Below are 19,387 nucleotides of genomic sequence, written 5' to 3' on the forward strand. Positions count from 1 at the left end.
TTAGGGCTAGTGTAAACCAAGCCAGGCGGCAAAAGCCTGTTTGTCGGTAATAGTGAGCGCGGTATGTTGTTTGGGTGCTTCCAGTAAAGGCATCGTCAGGTTAAGTACGCGGCCATCGCGCACAAGGGTTAAGCTGAAATCACCATTGCGTTCGCTAGCGAGCATGCGGTCGAGCAATTTTACATTTACTACAAATCCGTCAATGGCTATTAATCGATCATTCACTTGCAAACCGGCCACACAGGCCGCAGAGCCTTGCTGAACGGTCAGAATCGTCAAGCCAAAATCTGCGGTTTTAACCGTCGCACCAAAGCTGTATCGCGCAGTGGCTTTGGTGGGCATTTCACCCCCTTTGTCGTCCACCGACAACGCTGCATTTTCAGATACGCTTACGCCAATGTCTTTGAGTAATTCAGCCAGTTCAACGTCTTCAGTGCCATAGGCCACACGCGCCAAATAATCACTCACATCCAGATTGAATTCCGATAAACACAGGCGCGCTATCACATCCGCTGGTGTGCCTTTATTGTGACCAAATTGCTGCCATAACGCCTGCATGAGTTTATCCAGTGTTGCCTGGCCTGCGCTGCGCTTGCGTAATAGTAAATCCAAACCCATCGCAACCAGGCCGCCTTTATTGTAATAACTCACAATGTTGTTAATTGCGCTGGCATCCTGCTTATAAAATTTGGTCCAGGCGTAGAAACTGGACTCGGCAATACTTTGTTTGAACCGGCCCACGTTGCGCATCAGGCGGGTCTGGTTTTGCCCTACGATTTTGAGGTAATGCTGAGGCGGGATCACGCCGGTTCTGGCCAGTGTCACGTCATCATAAAAACTGGTAAATCCTTCATAAATCCACAACTGGTCGGTATACACTTCCTGAGTCAGGTCTGCGTTCACTAATACATCGGGTTGAATGCTTTTCACATGCCAGGTATGGAACAATTCGTGGCTGCACAAACTAATAAAGTTTACGTAGCTGTCGTTCAATTGCGCAGGTTCGCCCGCCAGTGGCAGATCAAATCGCGGGTATAACAGTGCTGTGGAGCTACGGTGCTCCAGTCCGCCGAAGCCTTGTTCTGCAATTAGCGTCATAAATATATAACGTTTAATGGGGGCTGGCTGTCCGAATAAATTGAGGTGATGCTCACAAACTTTGGTGAGATCAGTGCACATCCGCGCCATGTCGTAGCGGGTATTGCCGCTGAACAACAGCACAAACTCTACCCCCTGAACCACAAAGCTTTCGTACGTGCATTCTCCTATAAATATCGGGTGATCGATCAGTTCATCATAATCACTGCACAGGTAAATCCCCTCAGACTGTTTTTCCATTGCTGTTTCAATGTGCCATTGAGGCTTGGATGCAGGGGCGCGCATCAATACCCTGCAAGGTAATGCCTCAGCGCCTTCAACTTTCAGAAACACACTGGTGCCGTTACAGAAGGCATACTCGTCATTAATAAAGGCGCTTCTTACGGATAAATCGAAGGCGTATATCTTGTAGGTGAGGGTGAACGCCTTGCCATCAGCCTGTACCTCCCAGGTTTGTTTGTCTGTTGGTATTACGCTGATTAGGTCTTGATTAAGGTTATGGCCTTCAATGGTAATAACATTGCGTGCAAAGTCTCTCACCATATAGCTACCCGGGATCCAGGTGGGCAACGACACCGCGACAACCGGCTGGCTAAGGGCGGGTACTGACATGGTAACCAGAAACACGTGTTGGCTGATAGAGTCGACACTGAGTGTATAGTCGATACCGGTGAAATGCGAAGCCATGGATCAGTTTCTCCTGTCTGGTGCAAATTCATAATGATTAGCACCAGATGTTGGGTAAGGGTTTGTTAAACGCATAAAATATGATTATATAGCGATATCAAAAGTGATTTCAGTGTTTAATAATGGCAAAACAACCAAATAGACAATTAAGCAGTGCCGATCTGGACAGTTTACTGTCATTACGTCCCGGAACTACGGTTGATTTGCAAATTTCTACGCCTACCGCCCCCAAGCGGGTGAAAACTCAGTATGTGGGTATTGATCTGCCTACCAGTATGATTTTTCAGGTACCCAGTGAGTCTAAATGGGGCTATCTGCGCGATATTCTTGTGCCTGAAAACGAAGTGGTAGTGCGATATGTGTTGGAAGGTGAACAAGGTAAGGTCATTGCATTCAGAGCCGAGGTGTTAAAGGTAATTACCCATCCTTCATCTCTGTTGTTTGTAGATTTCCCGGTAAGCTTACAAAGTTTAGCGCTGCGCAAACACAAACGCTGGACGCCGGGGATTCAGGCGCAACTCAGTGTGTCTGAAGGGGAACAGGATATCGCCATTCGAAGTATGATCATCGACGTGTCTCAACAGGGGTGCCGATGTGTCTGTGACGCATCGCCGGATTTTCCTCAGTTGGAAAGTGGCAAAGCGGTTAAATTGATGATCGCCGATGAAAAAGACCTGGTATGCAAAGGCGTGGTTAAGAACATTAGCGTTACCCAATCAAAGTGTTTTTATGGCATCCAATTTTCATCTGATGCAGAAATTGTTAAAAAATTGTTGAATCGATTCATCGTAGAGATTTAGGATAGGGTGGTAAGGGGTAGTCGTTGAAGGTAAACGCAATACCCTGCAGACATCACTTCTGTTATACGGGGACAACATGCGAGATATCGAACGATTATTTAACGAATACGCTGAGAGCCATCAGAACCATACCAACAAACTGATTCATCAATTGGCCGTTCCGCTGATTTATTTTTCTGTGATTGGATTGGTGTGGTCAATTCCAGTGCCGGAATGGGTTGCGCAGTACAACATTAATTTTGCCCACTTACTGGTATTGCCAGTGTTGTATTATTACTTTTTATTGTCTGGGCCGATTGGCGCAGCCATGACACTCCTTACCATTGCCTGTTTTCTGGTGATCGAGCAAATTGCCTTCTCTGACATACCGGTATGGCAAATGAGTGTGGCGGTGTTTGTAGTGATGTGGATCCTGCAATTTGTAGGTCACGCTATTGAAGGCAAGCGCCCGTCATTTTTTACCGACCTCAAGTTTTTACTCGTTGGCCCAGCCTGGGTATGGGGCGGCTGGTTAAAGCGCATGAATATTGGTTACTAATACATTTTGAGCGGCAGGCCATATCTGCCGCAACCACCTACTACTTCAGAACAATAGCTATTGTTGTTACGATGTGCGATAAAGCAATGCCCATTCGCGATTAACCCCGTCTTTGATTTATTGATTCCACGTATAATGCATGCTGATGAATTTAAATAATGGTACCTTAGTGCTGAAGTGGCAGCGTTTATTTGAAAACAACGAACGACTTTTCTGGGTGTTACACACCGTTGGATGGGCCGGTTTCGCTGTGGTGTATTACATTGGTTCGTTTTTACATGAAGTACGACCCATCTTCCTGTTTATCATCATTCTTAATTCATACGCTGGCTGGATCCTTACCATTCCGCTGCGTTACATTTATCGTTGGGCCCGCAAACAAAACGTCCCCAGGTTGTTGTTTACTGTACTGCTGTCTACGTATGCTGTTGCATTGATTTGGGCGGTAGTTAAAAACGTAAATTACTGGGAGATATACAAGCATGGTTTCCGTCCTGAAGCCTGGTATATGTATTTCAGTAATACTATCGACAGTATGATCATGATTGGCTGTTGGAGTGGTCTGTATTTCGGGATTAAAAACTTTGAGATGCTGCAACGCGAAAAGCAAAATGCATTGAAAGCTAGTACTATGGCGCACCAGGCACACCTTAAAATGTTGCGCTATCAGTTAAATCCACATTTTTTGTTTAATACGCTCAACGCCATATCTACCCTTATTTTAATGAAAGAGAACGACACTGCTGAAGCCATGGTGTCGAGGCTGAGTGATTTTTTGCGATATTCGCTAGACAACGACCCGATTAAAAAAGTACCTTTAGGTCAGGAAATCAAAGCGTTACGATTGTATTTAGAAATTGAGAAGGTGCGATTCGGCGAGCGGTTGGAAGTTACCTGGGACATTGAGGAAGACTGTGAAAATGCCATGGTACCCAGCATGATCCTGCAACCCATTGTTGAAAACGCCATCAAGCACGCCATTTCCAAACTACAGGAAAACGGTCGGTTATCGATTGTGGCCAGCCGGTTTGGCAACGATTTATTACTGGATGTTGCCGATAACGGACCAGGTGCCGATATCAGTGATGGGCAGTTAAGTCGTGTAGGTGGCGTGGGGTTACCTAATATTAAAGAGCGTTTACACGCGCTGTATAATCGTAATTTTGCATTTACCGTAGAACATAATCAGCCCCAAGGTGTGCGAGTGAGCTTGCGTATGCCCTATGATGTGAAGGACGTTTAAGAATGAGCCAACAAAAAATTACCACGCTTATCGTAGACGATGAGCCGCTTGCGCGAAGCGGTCTGCGATTAAGACTGGAAAAGTATGATGATGTGCAAATATTGGCTGAGTGTCAAAATGGTTTAGACGCGGTAAGCATGATTTCTCAGCATCGCCCGGATCTGGTTTTCCTCGATATTCAAATGCCGGGTCTGAATGGTTTTCAGGTGATCAACAAGCTCAAAGAGCTTAAGCAGCCTATTCCGATGATCGTATTTGTTACCGCTTACGACAGCTACGCGATTAAGGCGTTCGATGTGCATGCTTTGGATTACCTGCTCAAACCCGCCGATGACAGACGGTTAAAGGATGCATTGGATAAAGTGCGCGAGTATTTCTCTACCCAGCATCAGGACGAACAATCCAGAAAGCTGGTTAATCTGGTAGCCGAACTCACAGGCGATGATTGCGAGGAAATCCTGCGCAAACTGGCCAGTGGCGAGCCAGTAGAAACCAATCCTTATCCTGATGTACTGGCAATTAAAGACGGCTCAGAAGTAACCAGAGTAAACGTGTCTGATATTCAGTGGATTGATGCTGCTGGCGATTACATGTGTGTACATGCCCTTGATGGTATGCACATTATGCGTAAAACCATGAAAGAACTGGAGCAGGAGTTAAATCCTCAACTGTTTGTTCGGGTGCACCGTTCGGCCATTGCAAACATTCGCTTTGTTAAAAAGCTGGTGAGCCACATCAGCGGCGAATATCACCTGATTCTACATAACGATACGGAACTGAAAGTGAGCCGTAGTCACCGGGATAAAGTAAAAGCCGCGATGAAAATGTAACGAGCATCTTTTACCTGAAAACAGCGCATTAAATGCGCTGTTTTTGTTTCTGAACAATTGATAAGAAGAAAACGATAAACATAACTCTATTGTTAAATATGTGTAAAAAATGAAAATAAAAAGTAATTTTGCGGCCGGTAATCATAATCGAGAGTACAACCTTCAATCGGTAGAGTAGCCATACTTACTATCAGAAGGATACACAATGTCTCGCGCAACACTTGCAATGCTAAGTGGCTTGCTTGCCACTATGCCACCTATTTTGAATGCTCAGGAGCAAACACCTATCGCAGAAGGCGAAGTGAAGTTTCTTGGCAATATTCACGCCCCAACACAACTTGCCGACTTTTTGCAGTACTGGGATCAGGTTACGCCAGAGAATGCGGGTAAGTGGGGGAGTGTAGAGCGCGAGCGGGACGTAATGAACTGGGCCGAACTGGATGCCGCTTATCAATTTGCCAAATCCAATAACTTGCCGTTTAAATTGCATGTGCTGGTGTGGGGTAATCAGCAACCAGCCTGGATTGAGAGTTTATCTGTTGCCGAACAGGAAGCTGAGATCATTGAATGGTTTGAAGCGGTATCGAACCGCTATCCCGAATTAGACATGATTGAAGTGGTTAACGAACCCATTAACGATGCGCCTTTTGGTGCCGGCAATGGCAACTATGCCGAAGCCTTGGGTGGCAGCGGTGACACGGGATGGGACTGGATCATTCGTTCGTTTGAATTAGCCAGAAGCTATTTTCCAAATAGTCAGTTATTGCTCAACGAATATGGTTTACTCAATAGCCCGGAGCGGGCCACCGAATATGCCGGGATCATAGCGCTACTAAAAGCGCGCAATTTAATTGATGGGGTAGGTATTCAGGCGCATGCGTTTTCAACGACCGGTTCTGCACAGTCGATTGCCTCAAACCTCCAAATCATCGCCGATACGGGTGTACCGGTTTATATTACCGAGCTTGATATTGATGGCCCAACAGACGAACAACAGCTAACTGACTACAAAAAGATATTTCCGGTATTGTGGGAACACGATGCAGTAAAAGGCATTACGCTTTGGGGCTGGCGGCCCGGATTATGGCGGGACGAGCAGGATGCTGAGCTGGTTGACGAAAACGGTAATACCCGTCCGGCATTAAACTGGCTGCGCGGATACGTGGGCAATACTGCGCCTTTTATCAGTTCTGGTCAGGGCTTTTCCGTACTGGAAACAGCAGCATCCGGTACAGTAATTGGCACCTTGCAGGCGAATGATGCCGACGGTAATGATATGTCGTTCTCGCTTTCACCAGCCAATACACCATTTACAGTATCGGCACTCGGTGACATTACTGTTTCTGCCAATAATGCCATTGATTATGAGTCTGCAAACACTTATACCATCACAGTGACCGGTTACGATGGTTATGCCTACAGTAACGCCGTAACGGTAGAAATCACCGTACAGGATGCGGATGAAGCACCCGTATTTTCCAGTACGGCATTTTCGGTTGCTGAGAACATTGCCGCAGGTTCGGTAGTGGCACAGCTTGAGGCAATCGATCCAGAAGGCGCTACGGTAAGTTACTCACTCAGTGGTAGTTCAGATCTGTTTAGTGTGAACAGCGAAACCGGCGCACTTAGCCTGGCAAATGGGAAAACCCTGGATTACGAAACGGCAACCTCGCACAGTGTTAATGTCTCTGCCAGCGACGGTACACTGAGTACAACAGAAGTGATCGTAATTAACGTAACCGATATCAATGATACAACACCAACGCCCGCACCCACACCGAATCAGCCTGCTAAGTCATCGGGTGGCGGTAGTGTCGGCTGGAGTCTGTTAGGCCTGATGTTATTGCTGTGTTCCCGACTATTCAATCATCGGGCACGCAACAACGTTAACCATTAAGGGTTACGGCCAGTGATGGCGCTCGTTGAGCATGGTTAGCATACAGTGGGTGAGGCTATCTCCCAGTTCTTTTTTGTGTTGCCAGGTATCTTCAAGCGCCACTTCTACCACGTTGCCTCGATCAGTGGCCACCATGATCGCCGTTTTGCCTTGCTCTATGCTTCTAACCGCCTGCACACCCAACGTAGTCGCGAGAATGCGATCCTGGCTAACTGGCGAGCCTCCGCGCTGAACATGGCCTAAAATAACCGGACGAACTTCGCCCTTAGTCAGGGTTTCCAGAGATTCGGCTAATGCATTGATGCCTGAGGGCCATAGGTTTTCGGTAAGCACGATGATATAACTTTCGTGACCATAGCGCTGACGGTGAATGGTAAGCTGATGCTGAATGTCGTTCAGCGTTGTTTGTGGGTCGGTAAACAACTCCGGCAGGATCACGTAGTTCGCGGCTCCGGCAACAGCTGCACTCGCGCCAAGAAAGCCAGCATGACGGCCCATTACTTCCACTAAAAAGATCCGTTCAAACGCATCTGCCGTGTCGCGTACTTTATCAATTGAAGACACCGCTGTATCTATCGCCGTGTAATAGCCAATGGTGGCATCGCACCCATAAATGTCATTGTCGATAGTGCCAGGCAGGCCAATCACCTGACCTTTCCAAAACTTACCTAAATGCACTGCACCGCGAAACGAACCGTCACCGCCAATCACAATCAGTGCATCTATGGCCAGTTCATCCAGGTTGTTGGCAGCCAACTGACCCGACGCGTCTTCCTTGAAGGTTTTACAGCGTGCACTACGCAAAATGGTGCCACCGCGCTGAATAATATTGTGCACTTTTTTACTGTCCAGCTGACGCCAGTTTTGTTCCAACAAACCGTTATAACCATGCTCGTAGCCAATAATAGTGTGACCGGCACCTTCACAGGCTACTACGATAGCCCGGATACAGGCATTCATACCCGGCGCATCGCCACCTGAGGTTAATACTGCTATGCGTTTACTGGTCATTGCGTGTCCTTAACAATTTGATACAAAGCCACCGACTGTTGCCAGGGAATCATTGTTCCGTTTACTGGTCGTATGCGTATAGTATATGACACATTATCGTGTCAGGAATATTGCGCTAAGCCAAGTGTTTAACACTTCGTTGGTAATAACAGGACGTCATTGTGAAGAAATTGATTTTGATTTTGGGCATGGTACTGCTAGCGGGTTGCTCCACTAAATTTACCTATAATAATCTCGACTGGCTTGTACATTGGTATGTAGATGACTACGTTGAATTAAGTGACCAGCAGGAAAAGTTGTTCGATCAGCATTTTGCCAACTGGATGGACTGGCATCGCAACCAGGAGTTGGCGAAATACGTTGAGCATCTTAAAAGGCTGAGATCCGATATCGAAAAAGGTACGTTAACTGCACAGAGTATTGCTGATCATCTGTGGGCCAGTCGTCAGCACTGGGAACGATTACGCGACCATGTGAGTCCGGAATTGGCAGAATTAGCTAAAAATTTAACCGATGATCAGGTTGAATCGCTGTTTGACGAACTGAACGAAGAAAATGATGACATAGCTGAGCAACTTGCCGAAGCCGAAAGCAAGTCAGACGCCGAAAATGAAAAAGCGCGGATTGCCGATATCGAAGACGGGATAAGTGATTACATTGGCAAACTGTCAGACAAACAACAGGCAATTATTAAACAGCATGCTCCGGATTTTCACGGTACGCGGGCACTGTGGCTTAGTTATCGGCGTGATTTTCAGAAAGCGGCCAGAGCGTTAATCGACAAGCGCAATGATATGCCTGATTTTGAGGCTCAGTTTATTGTGTTATTAACCCACCCGGATGAGTTTCGCAGTACAGATTATCGACAACTCCAGCTGCAAAATACGGCGTTGTATGGTCGCATGCTCGAACAAGTGTTTTATACCTTATCAGACAAGCAAAAAAACAAGCTAATCAATAAGATTGACGATATGATTAGCGACTTTGAGTATTTGATGAGAAATGACTAGGTGGAAACAACCTACCGGCCGGTTTTAGGTTTTTCGCTGGCCCTTACCACGGCGGTACTCTGGGGTATCCTGCCACTGTTTTTAATGGTGTGTTTGCAGGTAATGGACAGTCCAACGATTACCCTTTACCGCTTTTTTGCTGCAGCGATTGTAGTGGGATTATGGCTTGCATCCCGGGGCGGTCTGCCCAAAGTTTCCCGCTATCCCAAAGCTGTATTGCAACTGGCAATTGGATCAACGGTTATGCTGGTGATCAACTACGTATTCAACGTAATGGGTTTACAATATCTGAGTCCGGGTAGTGTGCAGGTGCTAATGCAAATTGCGCCTTTTGCCCTAATGATGGGCGGGATCTGGCTTTACCGTGAACAATTCAGCCGATTGCAAGGGTGGGGGGCCGTGTGTTTACTGGTAGGCTTAACCTTATTCTTTAACCAGCGTTTGCCACAAATTCTCGCTTCTGAAAACGAAGACGTACTGGGCATAGTGTTTATAGTTATTGCTGCTATTACCTGGGCAGGCTACGCACTGTGTCAGAAATCCATTATGAAAACCATGACAGCAATGCAACTTACCCTGTTTATTTATGTATTGGGTGGGGTAATGTTGTTGCCATTCAGCGAGTTGGGCAGCATTGCCAACATGAATGCAGTACAGGGATGGGCGCTGGCATTTTGTTGTGCCAATACACTGGTTGCGTATGGCGCATTTACCGAAGCTATGCGGGTGTGGTCTGCATCGCGGGTAAGTGCGGTTATTGCTACGGCACCGGTATTTACGTTTATTTCCATGGCCGTTGCCGATGCCATGTTTCCTCACACATTCGAACAACCACCACTGAGTCTGATTGCTATTGCTGGCGCCGCCATGGTGATTTGTGGTTCGGTTATGGCGGCACTGGGTCGTTCACGCAAGGCCGCTTAATTGTCTGAAGCGGCTCCTTTTACCGCGGGTTTATCAATAGCTTCACCAATCGGTTTGCCAATCGGTTGTTCGCCTTTCTTACAAATGGTGTCGTAGTCGTCGCGGTAATATCTGAAATTCTGGCATTCGCTTTCGAAGCGCTGGCGGGCCGTTAATGCCATTTGTGGATTTTTTGGATTGCGCATGGCTTTTTCCAGTACCAGGCATTGTTGTTCCTGGTCTTTTACTTCCATGATGTCTTCACATAAATTGCTCTGGGAAGCGCATGCGCTTATCAACAACGGGCTAATTGCGGCCAGCGAAAATTGCAATATTTTACGGTGCATGAGGTGTCCTTCTATACGGCAACAAAATGAAGGAACTGAACTATCGGGTGGTTACACCTAATCGAATCAATTCATCCTGTAAATTCTCAAACTTGGTTTGATGCTGTTCACGCATGGGCGCGTTGTTTACTATTTTATAGACCTGTCGGGCTTCTTTTACCAGTATAGGGTCCAGCTTGCCAGACTGTGCAAATAATTTTACCTGGCATTGCAACAGGTTCAGCGCAATACCCGTGTTTACCGGCGATAACCCAAGTGCAGCCGTAAACGCTTCTTTAGCTTCCGCATACTTTTCTTCCTGATACAGCTGAATACCTCTGCGGTTAATATGGGTGTATTTATCTTCGCCGTCTTTGGCTTCTTCACTGAAGCGGGCTATGAGTTTCTGAGATCCGCTATCCAGTTCGGTTTTTTCCTTTTTAAGGGTATCCAATACTCGTCTGACTTCTTCAAATTCCCCTAAATTCAACAGCGTTTGAATACTACCGGGTGCCAGCGAGGCAGGGTATTCAGTAAAACGTGATTCGATGCTGATTTGACTGGCCATAATGGTTTTTTTTGCATCAATAAGCTTGCCATCGATCACATCCACGCGGGCGCTCACAATATCAGTAAAAATATCAATATCGAATGGTTCATCCAAGCGCAGAATCGCATCGTCCTGCCTGCCGCGCTGTACCAATAACAGGGCTTCTTGCTGAAACCGGTGGCGCTGTGTTTTGTTTTCTGCTGCCTCTGCCGCGTCTAACAAATAGCCAATGTGATTACACCAATAACTAATGCGCTTGAATATGGTGTTTTTCGACAACTGCCAGGTTGCCAGCGACGACTCAACCAATAACGGGTAATCACCATTTTTTAACGCAATCTGACTAGCCAACTGCTGTCTTGCCAGCGAATACGGCGAATACTTGAGCGCAAGCCGCATGTTCTCCATGGCTTCTTCCGGGAAATTGAGGGCGCTTTTGGCCTGGGCGATTATGTCATGTGCATCGGGATCGTAGCGATTGAGCTCCAGCACTTTCGACGCACATTTTATTGCCAGTTGGAACTCACGCTTTGCCAGATAAGATTTACCCAGTGCAAGTTGCGCCCACTGCGAGGGGAGCAGTTCAGTTTCGTTTAGCAGCAGTTTAATAGCACCACTGTAGTTGCGTTGTGCCCAATAGGTCTCAATCCTAAGGTGCACATATTCGCGGTAGTATATCGCTGGTATGCCTGTGTTTTCAGGTAACGTTTCGGGTAGGGTTTCAAGCAGTGTTTGGGCTACTGAATACTGATTGTCTGCCAGGGCATTGTACACGTCGTGAAAAAACTGCTTTTTTTGCCAGGCTTTGTTAAGGCGGTTTGTTAACTGCGCCTGTGAAAAGGGTTTAAGCAAATAATCATCAGGACTGTGCTCAAGTGAGCCTAATACCACTGGCCGTGCAGCATCTGCACTGATCAACAAGAACACCGCTGTGGTAGGCAGTAATTTGCGGTGCATCAGTTCCTGATACAGCTCGTAGCCATTTTTTTTGTTGGAACCTAAATGCAGATCGCATACCACTATATCTACTTTGTGGTTACGACAAAACTTGATGGCCTGGTCGGCTTGCGTAGCCATCATTACGTCTTTGGCGCCCAGATTAGTGAGCAAACCTTTCAGTAATACCAGAAAAGGGCGCTGATCTTCTACAACAAGGATGGATACGTCCTTATATGGTACCCCCACCAGTCGCTCCTGTTATTTTAAACAACACAATAGACTAAAGAATAATGTTAATTTGCCGATTACGCTAGTAAGTCTTTAATACTTAAGAATCATTTTGCAAACACAAGCTGCCAGTCAGAATACAGGACAGGTTTCTGGAAAAGTTCCTGGACAGGGTTCCGAATTAGCTCAGCGCGCACAGCGTGAGTCTACCTTGAACGTTGCACTGCACCGCAATGCCGACACGTTTAAGTTATACCTGTCGTTATTTGATGGTAGCCGCCCGGCAGTGGTGAGTTGGCAGCAAGATCCTGCCATTATCGATGAGGGGTTCCCCCAGCGTCTGAATCACTATCGACGCCCACCAATAGAAAGCTCAACTGCCTCGCTAAATACCTATTTGCGCTGGCAGCAATCGGTAAGCAAATCGCCTGGCACACCGGCAATTCGCTTTTGGCAATCCATGCATCCCGACCCGTTAAGCTTTACCAATAACGCCAAAAAGCTGCCTTTTGACGTAACCAGTAACTGTGCGTATACCACTCAGTTGCAACTACAGAAAAGCGAACAGTCTTCGCTTGTGTTAGGAGCTGAAGAGAGTCCTGCTATGTTGGCAGATACTATTCCGGCATCACAACACCTGTTGATGTAAACCCTTGTTAGCTGGTCTGTACATTGTGCAGGCATATTGGCATGATGCGGACTATACGTCGTTTCAACTTACGGTATCTCGTGTCAGCTAACACTTCTGTTATACCAGCTGCTTACCCCGAACTTACTTGTTCAGACTGGTTTTTATCGTTAACAACAACGCAGCAACGGGCATTGCTGAATGTCTGTAAGCCGGTAACTCTTAATCAACGCCAATATTTGTTTCATCGGGGAGACGCCTTCAACGGATTATATGTGTTGCTGACGGGATCGTTGTGGATAAGTGGTCTGGATAGTACCGGCAGAGAAATTGGGTTAACTGTAATCAAACCCGGTGAGTGGTTTGGTGAAATAGCCTTGTTTGACGGCCAGCCGCGAACACACGATGTGTTGGCCAGCGAACCGTGTCGCTTATTGCGGATCCAAGCCGACAACCTGTATAACCTGATTGATAACGATCCCCATTGGTGGCAATGCTTTGGTCAGTTACTCACTGCCAAGGTAAGGGTATTGTTCCAAAGTATTGAAGACAGAAGTCAGCCACGCTCTGATGTGAGGCTTGCCAGAAAACTCTATGAATTAGTCCTCCGGGCGCCTGACAATGACGGGGTAACAACATTAACCATGGGGCAGGAACAGCTTGGTCTGCTGCTATCGCTGTCTCGTCAGAAAACCAACCAACAGCTAAAACACCTGGCATCATTGGGGATCCTTGATTTGGCATACGGAAAAATAACGGTGTTATCCACGGCTAAGTTAAAAGACTTTGCACAAGTTGGTAATTAATACCAAATAGATTTTGGCTTGGATTGTCAACTTGGTGACAGTTTGCCAAAAATGCCCATGCTAACGTGTTATTTCATGTATAAACAGGACAGGGCACAACATGTTCAACACCTTAGACCAGCAACTCATTCAATACGCGAGGTATCATCGCGATCACAGAAATATCCTTACCCATTTCGCCGGTATTCCGCTCATTGTATTTGCGGTACTGACACTCACCAGTTTGCCACAGTGGCAAATAGTTTTACCGGGTATAGGTGGTACTGTTTTTACCCCGGCATTTGTTATTTGGGTAGCGGCTAACCTTTATTACCTGAAACTCAATGTGTTTTTGGGCTTTGCCATGGTGTTGTTTACGGCGATATTGTTGCTTGGTGGCCAGTATGTAGCCGGATTAAGCACAGTTATATGGCTAAGCACTGGTATTGGGACGTTTATTTTTGGTTGGGTGCTGCAGTTTATCGGTCACTACTATGAAGGGAAAAAGCCCGCATTTATAGACGACCTGACCGGTTTGGTGATTGGCCCGTTGTTTATCATGGCTGAGTGGTGTTTCGCATTGGGATTCGCTAAGGATTTGCAAAGCAGAATTGATGCCCAGGCAGGTACGGTTAAATACCAATCCAAATCAACGCGCACATAACCTTTAAACTTGTAGGGATTTTTGCTATCCTCCGCGCCGCATTTTTGCTCTGGTTTTACGTTCCAATTCGCAAAGGTTAACTCATGAATCATTTTGTTGTATGCGCGCTATACAAATTTGTGGCGCTTGAAGATTATAAAGCTATTCGCCAACCGCTGCTGGATGCCATGGAAAGCAATGGCATTAAAGGTACCTTGCTGCTTGCCAGTGAGGGAATTAATGGCACGGTGTCGGGTACTCAGGAAGGTATCGACGCGCTGTTAGCGTGGCTCAATAGCGACGACCGTTTAAATCCCATTTCTTACAAGTTGTCTTACCACGAGAATCAACCGTTCTACCGCACCAAGGTAAAGCTGAAAAAAGAAATCGTTACCATGGGTGTGGAAGGCATCGATCCGCGTAAAACGGTAGGCACCTATGTTAAGCCTAAAGACTGGAACGCACTGATTAGCGATCCGGACGTATTGCTGATCGATACCCGTAACGATTACGAAATCGAAATTGGTACTTTTGAATACGCGGTAAACCCGAATACCAAAACGTTTCGCGAGTTTCCAGACTATGTAAAAAATAATCTGGATCCGAAAAAGAACAAGAAAGTGGCTATGTTCTGCACAGGCGGAATTCGCTGCGAAAAATCGACCGCTTATCTGAAAGAGCAGGGCTTCGAAGAAGTGTATCACCTTGAAGGTGGTATTCTGCAATATCTGGAAGATGTACCCAAAGAAGAGACATTGTGGAAAGGCGACTGCTTTGTGTTTGACAACCGCGTAGCGGTAAATCACGATCTGGAAAAGAGCGAATACGATCAGTGTTATGCCTGTCGTTTACCTATTACAGACGATGACAAAACCAGTGATAAATACGAGCAAGGTGTAAGCTGCCCACAGTGTTTTGGTACGCATACTGAGGAACAACTTGCCCGGTTCCGCGAGCGCGAGAAGCAAATTAATCTGGCTCGTGCCCGTAACGAAGAGCACGTGGGCACTGAAGCGCGTGATGTAATGGCAGCGCGTCGTAAAGCGAAGGCCGAAGAGCAGCGTCTGCGGGCATTGCAAGCACAAGATAAGTAGTTAGCGTAGACAATTTGCATGGGGGCGGTTACACTGCCCGGAATGGGAAAAACAGAAGGGAAAGGCAGTGTCTACTGATTTAACACCCGAAAAAATCGCTGAAATTCAAAACGATTTCAGCTTTTTCGATCGTGATGGCAATGGTCAGATTGATCTGAAAGAGTTTATTGAACTACTTACCGTGATTTCGCCTAAAACCAAGGCCAGTCATGTTGAAGAAGGCTTTAAACTGATTGATACCAACGACGACGGCTATATAGACTTTGAAGAGTTTTTGTCGTGGTGGCAGGAATGCTGGTGGGAATATTAGTTTTCACGCTTAGCTTTTGAGTAAACAAAAAACCGCACTTAGTTGCGGTTTTTTTGTATCTGCTCAATAAAGGCATCGAGTTGCGCGGTGTATTCGGGTAGCTTACCAACCTCAAAGTTAATGTCCCGGTGTGATAAAGCAACAGGTAAAACGGTCACTTCTGAATGCAGTGAATCTGCTCGTTGTTTAAACTGCATCGCTTGTTCACAGGGCTTATCGGCTCGAAGTGTTGAACACACGGCCAGCAAGGGTGGTATGGTATTCGTCAGCACATGAATGGGGGAGCTGGTCTGCCAATAAGCGGGGTCGGTTCCAAATGCCCGGCGATAAAGTGCTGGTGGGTCTTGTCGCTGCATAATAGCTACAACATCAAATGCAGCAGAATCCAATGCAATGGTGCCTAACCAGGCAGAGGGTATTTTATTGTTCAGCAATCCAGCCGATGCCTGGGCGTTCACCAGGGCTACAAGATGCGCCCCGGCAGAGTGACCAATCAGAATGACTTTTTCTGGATCAGCGCCCCATTCAGCTGCATGTGTTTGTGCGTAGGCTATTGCGTTTGAAACATCGTCAGCCTGTGCTAACGGGCCGGTGTCGGGCAACATCCGGTAATTTATGGACACAACAACATAACCTTTTGGCAGCCAGTGTTTTACCTTATTTGTGATGACTGCGCGGTTGTCTTTATCGCCAAATCGCCATGCTCCACCATGCACCAATAAAATTAGCGGCGCGTTGATCAAACCGTTTGAAGTGTATACATCCAGCGTATTTGCCGGATCAGTACCATAGGGTACGTCACGCAAGGTAGCTGGTATTCGTGCCGCAGCGGTACAGGCCGTTATGCATAAAATGAAAGCTATTAACGCGAACATTTTATGCATAATGGTGAGCCCGTTTCCGTTATTCTTCGCTGTCGTCTATATCTGAAACGTCTTGACGCGGTATGGCTTTTCGGCGCATTGGCATGTCGCCCACATCTTCACCAGCCATAGTGCGCACGCGCTTGGCGGGTTTGTTTGCTTTGGCTTTTGCATCACCGCCTTTGGCTTTTCCGGCGTGATCGCTATTTTGGGGCTTTGCTACTTTGGGCTTTTTACCACTGAATTTCGCAGGTAATTCGGGGTGTGGTTGCGGGGCGATGTCGTAGGATAATTGTTCAGTGAGCAATGTATAAGTTTGCCAGTCGCGCTTACCTACAAATGAAATGGCGACCCCCTGATTGCCTGCACGACCAGTGCGGCCAATACGGTGAATATATTCCTCTGGCTGTTTGGGCAAATCATAATTAATTACCAGTCCGACCTTGGATAAGTCGAGACCGCGTGACGCCACATCGGTGGTTACCAGCACATCAAACTGCCCACGGCTGAAATCGTTCATGGTTATTGAACGCTTGGATTGCGCGTAATCGCCACGCAAGGCTCGAAACGACCTGTTTGGAACCTGGGTTGTCATGGCAGTGGCAAGGCGCTCAGCATCGTCACGGGTGGCGGTAAATACGATAGCCTGATTGTAACTAAGTTGCTGTAGCTGATGCGCCAGCATGGCATCCTTGTGATCCGGGCCATCAGCAAAATACAGGCTTTGCGAAATATCGGTATGCTGGGCATTGGCAGTACCAATGGCCACGCGCACTGGTGCTTTTAACAGCTTATCCAGTAAATGATTTAATTCAATGTGGTCCAGCGTAGCGGAAAACAGCATCGTTTGACGTTTACGGTGGTCGGCCTGCTGATTTATTAAGGTTAATGCTTTGGCAAAGCCTAAATCCAGCATGCGATCGGCTTCGTCGAATACCAGCATTTCCAAACCCTGGATAAAAAAGCTCTTATCTTCCAGATGGTCGGCAATTCGGCCCGGCGTACCCACAATGATATGAGGATTACGGCGTAGTGCTTTAGTCTGGTCGTTAAAATTATCGCCACCGACTATCAAGGTAGTGGTGATATTTTTTTTCTGACACAGCCATTTAACTTCTGAAAACACCTGTTTTGCCAGTTCGCGGGTGGGGGCAAGAATAAGCACTCTCGGATCTTTTTTGCTCAATGCTTTTTGCGTAAGCAGGCGATGCACGATCGGCACCAGAAACGCCAGTGTTTTACCTGAGCCCGTTTTTGACGATGCCATAATGTCTTTACCCAGCAAAGCTGGCAGGATGGTTTGTTCCTGAACGTCGGTCAGTTCAGTAAACTGCTTGTCCTGAAGACGGGAAACAATGGTATGGTGAACGGGTAAATCGGTAATTAACAAAACAGCACTCCACAATAATATCGCCCTTATTATCCCTGATTAACCCATAGAGTAAAGCGAAAGCGGGGCAGACTTATCATTCGTAGATAAGAAAGGCAGCGGGACACGACGCCCGCCGCCAAAAGACCGTGAGGTCTCAAAGGGAATTAAGCAAATTGCATTTCCGGAATATCGCCATCGGCAACTAATTTACCCGCTGTTTTCTGGCGAATTTCCTCAACCGATACGCCTGGCGCGCGCTCGCGCAAATGGAACGCACCGTCTTTTACTTCCAGTACTGCTAAGTCGGTAATAATGCGTGTAATGCAGTTCACACCGGTTAGTGGTAATGTGCATTCCTGCAATAATTTAGAGTTACCGTGTTTATCGGCGTGGGTCATGGTAACGATAATGTTTTTAGCACCTGCAACCAGATCCATTGCACCACCCATGCCTTTAATCAGTTTGCCGGGGATCATCCACGACGCAATATTGCCGTTTACGTCTACTTCAAATGCTCCCAGAACAGTAAAGTCCACATGCCCGCCGCGGATCATGGCAAAGCTTTCAGCCGAACTGAAAATAGACGCACCGCTGATGGCCGTTACGGTTTCTTTGCCAGCGTTAATCATGTCGGCGTCGATTTGTTCTTCGGTGGGGTATGGTCCCATGCCCAGCAGGCCGTTTTCAGACTGTAACATTACGCTGATCCCTTTGGGCACAAAGTTAGCCGCCAGGGTAGGAATACCAATGCCCAGGTTTACGTAGTTGCCGTCCTGAAATTCCTGGGCTACACGCATTGCGATTTGATCTCTGGTTAATGCCATGACTGCCTCCTATTTAGCCGTAACGCGACGTTCGATACGTTTTTCAAACGTACCCTTAATAACGCGATCTACGTAGATACCGGGTGTATGAATATGTGCTGGATCCAGTGTGCCGGGCTCTACGATTTCTTCTACTTCAACCACGGTAATTTTACCGGCAGTGGCTGCCATTGGGTTAAAGTTTTGCGCGGTATGGCGGTATACACAGTTACCATAACGGTCGGCTTTCCAGGCTTTTACAATAGCAAAGTCACCTGTAATCGACTCTTCAAGAATATACGGGCGACCGTTAAACTCTTTTACTTCTTTGCCTTCACCTACCGGTGTGCCGTAACCCGTAGCAGTATAAAACGCTGGAATTCCCGCGCCGCCAGCACGCATTTTTTCAGCCAGCGTGCCTTGTGGTGTTAATTCTACTTCCAGCTCACCATTTAATAGTTGCTGTTCAAACAAGGCGTTTTCACCCACATAAGACGAGATCATTTTTTTGACTTGCTTGTCTTCCAGCAAAATGCCCAAACCAAAGCCATCAACACCACAATTGTTTGATACTATGGTAAGACCTTTGGTGCCCATTTTTTTGATTTGCGCAATGAGTCCTTCCGGAATACCGCACAGGCCAAAGCCTCCTGCAATGACAGTCATGTCGTCAGACAAACCCTGCATTGCTTCTTCGTAACTGGATACGACTTTATCGAAACCAGACATAGCATGCTCTCCTATATGTTGTGAACGCAAGTAGTATCAAATAGCGTTAAAGTTTTGTAAAATCGAATTAATATCAGTATTGATAAATAAAAGTTATTAA

At 46.8% G+C, this 19,387-nt stretch carries 20 protein-coding genes; 12 read left to right on the forward strand and 8 right to left on the reverse strand.

All coding sequences use genetic code 11. From position 1 onward, the window contains the following. Positions 1-6: 6 nt before the first annotated feature. Positions 7-1,785 (reverse strand): M61 family metallopeptidase, encoded by a 1,779-nt coding sequence (locus tag FJ444_RS05690; RefSeq protein ID WP_140956945.1) that lies wholly within the window; start codon positions 1,783-1,785, stop codon positions 7-9. A gap of 122 nt (positions 1,786-1,907) precedes the next feature. Here FJ444_RS05690 and FJ444_RS05695 point away from each other — a divergent pair, with 122 nt between their 5' ends. From FJ444_RS05695 to FJ444_RS05715, 5 genes are all read left to right on the forward strand, one after another. Then, positions 1,908-2,585 carry a flagellar brake protein gene (locus FJ444_RS05695; protein ID WP_140956946.1) on the forward strand — a complete coding sequence of 226 codons (678 nt, stop codon included), beginning with the start codon at positions 1,908-1,910 and terminating at the stop codon, positions 2,583-2,585. A gap of 76 nt (positions 2,586-2,661) precedes the next feature. Further along, positions 2,662-3,123 carry a DUF962 domain-containing protein gene (locus tag FJ444_RS05700; RefSeq protein ID WP_140956947.1) on the forward strand — a complete coding sequence of 154 codons (462 nt, stop codon included), beginning with the start codon at positions 2,662-2,664 and terminating at the stop codon, positions 3,121-3,123. Between the two features lie 139 nt (positions 3,124-3,262). Next, complete coding sequence (locus FJ444_RS05705) at positions 3,263-4,366, forward strand: sensor histidine kinase (RefSeq protein ID WP_370298011.1); 1,104 nt, start codon at positions 3,263-3,265, stop codon at positions 4,364-4,366. A gap of 2 nt (positions 4,367-4,368) precedes the next feature. Then, positions 4,369-5,196, forward strand: coding sequence for a LytTR family DNA-binding domain-containing protein (locus FJ444_RS05710; protein WP_140956948.1), 828 nt, complete (start codon positions 4,369-4,371; stop codon positions 5,194-5,196). Positions 5,197-5,401: 205 nt separating this feature from the next. Further along, positions 5,402-7,093, forward strand: a complete 1,692-nt coding sequence (locus tag FJ444_RS05715) for an endo-1,4-beta-xylanase (RefSeq protein ID WP_140956949.1) — start codon at positions 5,402-5,404, stop codon at positions 7,091-7,093. 3 nt (positions 7,094-7,096) lie between these two features. Here FJ444_RS05715 and FJ444_RS05720 read toward each other — a convergent pair whose 3' ends face one another. Beyond that, on the reverse strand, positions 7,097-8,104 hold the full coding sequence (locus FJ444_RS05720; RefSeq protein WP_140956950.1) for an ATP-dependent 6-phosphofructokinase: 1,008 nt from the start codon (positions 8,102-8,104) through the stop codon (positions 7,097-7,099). A 161-nt stretch (positions 8,105-8,265) separates the two neighbouring features. On the opposite strand from FJ444_RS05720, the gene FJ444_RS05725 reads away from it, so the two are divergent. Both FJ444_RS05725 and FJ444_RS05730 read left to right on the forward strand, forming a co-directional pair. Continuing rightward, complete coding sequence (locus tag FJ444_RS05725) at positions 8,266-9,114, forward strand: DUF6279 family lipoprotein (RefSeq protein WP_140956951.1); 849 nt, start codon at positions 8,266-8,268, stop codon at positions 9,112-9,114. Further along, a complete protein-coding gene (locus tag FJ444_RS05730) occupies positions 9,115-10,038 on the forward strand; it encodes a DMT family transporter (protein WP_255439044.1) in 924 nt (307 codons plus the stop codon). Here the strand turns inward: FJ444_RS05730 and FJ444_RS05735 are convergent. Together FJ444_RS05735 and FJ444_RS05740 are read right to left on the reverse strand one after the other, a co-directional pair. Further along, the gene (locus tag FJ444_RS05735; protein ID WP_140956952.1) at positions 10,035-10,364 is read right to left on the reverse strand and encodes a hypothetical protein; all 330 of its coding nucleotides are present in this window, start codon (positions 10,362-10,364) and stop codon (positions 10,035-10,037) included. The two genes, FJ444_RS05730 and FJ444_RS05735, sit on opposite strands and share 4 nt — an antisense overlap. 40 nt (positions 10,365-10,404) lie before the next feature. Continuing rightward, on the reverse strand, positions 10,405-12,078 hold the full coding sequence (locus FJ444_RS05740; protein WP_181405073.1) for a response regulator: 1,674 nt from the start codon (positions 12,076-12,078) through the stop codon (positions 10,405-10,407). A gap of 94 nt (positions 12,079-12,172) precedes the next feature. On the opposite strand from FJ444_RS05740, the gene FJ444_RS05745 reads away from it, so the two are divergent. The 5 genes from FJ444_RS05745 (at position 12,173) to FJ444_RS05765 (ending at position 15,520) form a co-directional block, all read left to right on the forward strand. Then, entirely contained in the window at positions 12,173-12,709 is a 537-nt protein-coding gene (locus tag FJ444_RS05745; RefSeq protein WP_181405074.1) for a VC2046/SO_2500 family protein, read from the forward strand. Between the two features lie 80 nt (positions 12,710-12,789). After that, positions 12,790-13,494: a Crp/Fnr family transcriptional regulator gene (locus tag FJ444_RS05750; RefSeq protein WP_181405075.1), complete on the forward strand. Its 705-nt coding sequence runs from the start codon at positions 12,790-12,792 to the stop codon at positions 13,492-13,494. 100 nt (positions 13,495-13,594) lie between these two features. After that, a complete protein-coding gene (locus tag FJ444_RS05755; protein WP_140956956.1) occupies positions 13,595-14,137 on the forward strand; it encodes a DUF962 domain-containing protein in 543 nt (180 codons plus the stop codon). 83 nt (positions 14,138-14,220) lie between these two features. Next, positions 14,221-15,210 carry a rhodanese-related sulfurtransferase gene (locus tag FJ444_RS05760; RefSeq protein WP_140956957.1) on the forward strand — a complete coding sequence of 330 codons (990 nt, stop codon included), beginning with the start codon at positions 14,221-14,223 and terminating at the stop codon, positions 15,208-15,210. Between the two features lie 67 nt (positions 15,211-15,277). Beyond that, the gene (locus FJ444_RS05765; protein WP_140956958.1) at positions 15,278-15,520 is read left to right on the forward strand and encodes an EF-hand domain-containing protein; all 243 of its coding nucleotides are present in this window, start codon (positions 15,278-15,280) and stop codon (positions 15,518-15,520) included. 38 nt (positions 15,521-15,558) lie between these two features. Here FJ444_RS05765 and FJ444_RS05770 read toward each other — a convergent pair whose 3' ends face one another. From FJ444_RS05770 to FJ444_RS05785, 4 genes are all read right to left on the reverse strand, one after another. Further along, entirely contained in the window at positions 15,559-16,404 is an 846-nt protein-coding gene (locus FJ444_RS05770) for an alpha/beta hydrolase (protein ID WP_140956959.1), read from the reverse strand. Positions 16,405-16,423: 19 nt separating this feature from the next. Further along, positions 16,424-17,773, reverse strand: a complete 1,350-nt coding sequence (locus tag FJ444_RS05775) for a DEAD/DEAH box helicase (protein ID WP_140956960.1) — start codon at positions 17,771-17,773, stop codon at positions 16,424-16,426. Between the two features lie 146 nt (positions 17,774-17,919). Next, positions 17,920-18,579 (reverse strand): CoA transferase subunit B, encoded by a 660-nt coding sequence (locus FJ444_RS05780; protein ID WP_140956961.1) that lies wholly within the window; start codon positions 18,577-18,579, stop codon positions 17,920-17,922. A 9-nt stretch (positions 18,580-18,588) separates the two neighbouring features. Beyond that, positions 18,589-19,287, reverse strand: coding sequence for a CoA transferase subunit A (locus FJ444_RS05785; RefSeq protein ID WP_140956962.1), 699 nt, complete (start codon positions 19,285-19,287; stop codon positions 18,589-18,591). Positions 19,288-19,387 lie beyond the last annotated feature (100 nt).

Source organism: Aestuariibacter sp. GS-14, assembly GCF_006494365.1.
Taxonomy (GTDB): Bacteria; Pseudomonadota; Gammaproteobacteria; order Enterobacterales; family Alteromonadaceae; genus Alteromonas; species Alteromonas mangrovi.